The sequence below is a fragment of the uncultured Romboutsia sp. genome (assembly GCF_958366745.1).
Lineage (GTDB): Bacteria > Bacillota > Clostridia > Peptostreptococcales > Peptostreptococcaceae > Romboutsia > Romboutsia timonensis.
Genome location: NZ_CATXCO010000201.1, coordinates 1 through 4,282, shown reverse-complemented (window position 1 = coordinate 4,282; position 4,282 = coordinate 1). Strand labels below are relative to the sequence as shown.

The window sequence follows — 4,282 nt, the reverse complement described above, 5'->3', positions numbered from 1 at the left end:
ACATTTTTCTACACTTTATTACAGTACTTTACAGTTACAAAGTTGTAGCATTTATGTTAGTATAAATATGCGAAAGGGACAACCCCTTAAATTGCAAGTTACAATTTAGTAACAATCTGAATCGCAAATAAAATCAAAAGAGGTGTTTATATGAATAAGAAATTTAGAAATATATTATCATTAGGAGCAATAACTATGCTAACAGCATCTAGTATGCTACCAGTAAACGCTCTATCAAAAACTTGTTACAAGAAAGTTATGACTACGAAATCTGTATATATATATGTAAATGGTGTTAAATACAAATTACCGTTAACTCCAAGTTGTCCAAATGTACCTTCAAAACCTGAGAGTACTCCTAATAATCCAAGTACTACTCCACAGCAAAAACCTGAAAGTACTCCTAGTACTACTCCACAGCAAAAGCCTGAGAGTACTCCTAGTACTCCTAGTACTACTCCACAGCAAAAACCTGAAAGTACTCCTAGTACTCCAAGTACTACTCCACAGCAAAAGCCTGAAAGTACTCCTAGTACTCCAAGTACTACTCCTGAGCAAAAACCTGAGAGTACTCCTGAGCAAAAGCCTAGTACAGACTTTTCTTCTTATCAACAACAAGTGCTTGATTTAGTAAATGCAGAAAGAACTAAAAGAGGAATATCTGCTTTAACACTTGATTCTAACTTATCAAGTGTAGCAACAAAGAAATCTCAAGATATGGTAAATAAAAACTACTTCGACCATACATCTCCAACTTACGGTTCTCCATTTGATATGATGAAGCAATTTGGAATATCTTATAGAACTGCTGGTGAGAATATAGCAAAAGGTCAAAAAACTCCACAAGAGGTTGTAACTGCTTGGATGAATTCTGAAGGTCATAGAAAAAATATACTAAACCCTAATTTTACTAACTTAGGTGTTGGTATTGCAAAAGATTCTAAAGGAACAACTTATTGGACTCAAATGTTCATAGGTAAGTAATTTAGATTATAGATAAAAAGTATAAATGTAGATATTTAAATGTCTGCATTTATACTTTTTTCTTTGTTTATATATTTTTTTAATAAATTCATTTTTACTATAAATACTATATTTAAGAAGGATAACCAATCTTTAGCTTTCTTATATATTATTTATATTGAAAATATATATCTTTAAAAGATACAAACTATTAAAATAAATTCTTAAGTATTTATTACAAACTTGTAATTTGCTTTTTTAAATTAATCATTTATAGTATAATGTAATAGGGATATATTATGGTTTAACTTTTTTTGTAAGTTGAAAGGAATGAAATTTATGAACAAAAAATTAAATAATTTTAAAAAGAGATTTGTAACTTTAGGTCTTACTGCAGTTTTAAGTTTATCTAGCTTAGGACTTGTATTTGCAGATGGTGCTAGAGTTGTAACTCTTGGTGCAAACTTAACACAAGAACAAAAAGATACTATGTTAAAATATTTCGGTGTTAATAAAGATGAGGTTGTAATACTTGAGGTTGACAACCAAGAAGAAAGAAAATACTTACAAGGAGTAGCGACTGAAGCTCAACTTGGAAAGAAAACTTATTCTTGTGCTTATGTTGAACCAACAAAATCAGGTAGTGGTATAAATGTTAAAACTGCTAATATAACTTGGGCAACTCCAGCTATGGTTGCAACTACATTATCTACTGCAGGTCTTACTGATGCTGACGTTGTAATTGCTGCTAACTTCCCAGTTTCTGGAACAGGAGCATTAACAGGTATAATGAAAGCATTTGAAGATGCTACTGGAAAGCCTCTAGAGGAAGATAAAAAAGAACTAGCTTCAGAGGAATTAATAACTACTGGAGATTTAGGTGATGATATCGGTCAAGACAAAGCTACAGGAATCGTTAATGATGTAAAGACTGAGATAATAAAAAATAATACTAAAGATACAGTTCAAATAGCTGAAACTATAAATAATGTAGTAAACAACTATAATGTAACTTTATCTGATGAACAAATGGCAAAGCTTGAAAGCTTAATGGAAAAAATATCTAAACAAGATTATAACTATAGTGAAATGAAAAATGCACTAGAAAGTGTATCTGATGTTGTTAATGAAAACTTATCTGCTATAGGTGAAAATGTAAATACAGGATTCTTTGATAAAATAAAGAGCTTCTTTGAAGGAATAGTTGATTGGTTTAAAGGATTATTCGGTGGTAATAATAATGATAATTCAAGTATACTTAACAATACTAACGATAGTTTACTTGGAGAAAATGCTCAAATAGATGCTACTGATAAATCAACTATAAACCTTCCATCTAGTGAGCAAGTTGAAGGTTTCTTTGCTAAGATATGGAATTGGTTCACAGGATTATTTAATAATGATTCTAATAACCAAAATAAAGCTGAGCAAACAGAAGTAGCTCCAAATGAGGAAACAAACAATTCAATTGATGAAAATAATACTACTGAAGAAACAATAGATGAAAATAGCTCTACTGAGGAAACTCCTCAAGATAATGCTGATGCTACTGTTTCTAATGAAGATGATTCATCATTAGATGTTCAAACTCAAGATCAAGGTAGCTTTGATGCTCAAGAACAACAAAGTAATTAATTATTTATATAGTTTAATTTAAACACATAAAAAGACAGATAGTTTATTATCTGTCTTTTTTGTATTTAATATTCTTATAAAATTACTTATTTTCATATTTTTCATTAATGGTATTAATATATTTATAGTTAAATATACGTATTAGGTTAATTCTATTTATTTATCTTTTATTGCAGGTATATGTATTTGACTTTTCTCTCCATCAAGTTTTACATCAAAATTATAAATAGGTTGATAAAACCCTTTTGTATCTAAACTATAACTTAATTTAAAATCTATAATCTCTATTTTATCTAAATTTTTTGCAAACTCGTCATATATTTTAAACTCACCATTTAGTATTTTATTGTAAGCTTCTTTTGAAGTTAAAATCTCATACTCTTTGTATGGCTTATAAGAAATAATATTATTACTAAAACCATAAACTTTATCATCTTCACCAATTTTACAGTTTAATTGTCCATCAAGATATACGTCTTTAAATTTAACCATATCTAAATAAATAGAATAACGCCCTTCTCCATTATCTTCAAAACTAGCGTCTTTAGGCAAATCTATATCAAATTTACTTAATAAAGCTTGTACATCTTTATAGCTTAAATTTTCTTTACCTTTAAATTCCTTATGATAAATAAACCACGTTGTATTACCTGTATAATTTACCCATAAGCTATAATTTCCATCTTGTGATTTAAATACTATAGTGTCATCATATTCATCATTTTGAGATTCATCTATTTTTGTATTTACCTTAGAAAAGATTTCACTAGCTATCTTTGTAGCTTCTTCTTTATCTCCTACAGATGCTTTATATACATACGCTTTATTCGATTTATCATTAAAGTCAATATTACTACTTACATCTATAGTTGACATATCTATATTATAGCTATTAGTAATAGATAGATTTCCTAACTCTTTTTTAGAATAAGTAATAAATATTATACTAAAGGAAATAACAGTTATTATTAAAGGTATTTGGTAAATTATATTAGTTAAAACTTTATATCTTTTTTCATATATTGATATAAAAAATATTACTATACCATATCCTATAATACATCCTAGAGTATTATTTATAATGTCATCAAGCTCAAATATCCCTCGTTTACTTATAAGTTGCAGTATTTCTATAAATAGTGTTGCCCCAAATCCTATTAAATAAGTTATATACCATCTTTTACATTTTTTAAAAAGTAATGGTATCATAAATCCAAGTGGAACAAACATTAATATATTAAGAATTATATTTCTCCACTCTCTTATAGAAAAGCTATTGTATGCATTTTTATAAGAGCTAAACAAGTGTAGATTTATATTACCATACGCTGAAGTTCTATGTCCAATTGTTGCTCCAAGTACTACAACTATATAAATTACAAATATACTCCACAATCCAAATTTAATTTTATTTAATTTATCAGTACCTTTCATTAGTTTTTTATAAAGTAAGAAGTATCCTGTTAGAAGTAAAATTACAACAATAACTCCTAATAGCATATATTGTCTTGCAAGTTGTATTAAATCATAAATTCTCACTATTCTAATCTCCCTTATCTTTTAAATCGATTAATTTAATTTACAAAATATACCATAAAAAATAATTATAATGCAAATTTTTATGACATAGTTATTTTTATCTATGTTCTATTAATTGTTGAATTAATAAAAATAAATTAAAAGC

Annotated in this window: 3 protein-coding genes; 2 read left to right on the top strand and 1 reads right to left on the bottom strand. The window is 27.4% G+C overall.

Annotated elements, in window-relative coordinates:
* Positions 1-150: 150 nt before the first annotated feature.
* A complete protein-coding gene (locus Q5F54_RS11160; RefSeq protein ID WP_288564718.1) occupies positions 151-984 on the top strand; it encodes a CAP domain-containing protein in 834 nt (277 codons plus the stop codon).
* A gap of 318 nt (positions 985-1,302) precedes the next feature.
* On the top strand, positions 1,303-2,598 hold the full coding sequence (locus Q5F54_RS11155) for a DUF1002 domain-containing protein (protein ID WP_288564717.1): 1,296 nt from the start codon (positions 1,303-1,305) through the stop codon (positions 2,596-2,598).
* A gap of 156 nt (positions 2,599-2,754) precedes the next feature.
* Here the strand turns inward: Q5F54_RS11155 and Q5F54_RS11150 are convergent, their stop codons facing one another.
* Positions 2,755-4,137: a VanZ family protein gene (locus Q5F54_RS11150; protein ID WP_302334441.1), complete on the bottom strand. Its 1,383-nt coding sequence runs from the start codon at positions 4,135-4,137 to the stop codon at positions 2,755-2,757.
* Positions 4,138-4,282: the final 145 nt, after the last annotated feature.

Bases quoted from the DNA above. Each gene is read 5' to 3' on its own strand.
- Q5F54_RS11160 (WP_288564718.1), top strand. From the start codon at position 151: ATGAATAAGAAATTTAGAAATATATTATCATTAGGAGCAATAACTATG.
- Q5F54_RS11155 (WP_288564717.1), top strand. From the start codon at position 1,303: ATGAACAAAAAATTAAATAATTTTAAAAAGAGATTTGTAACTTTAGGT.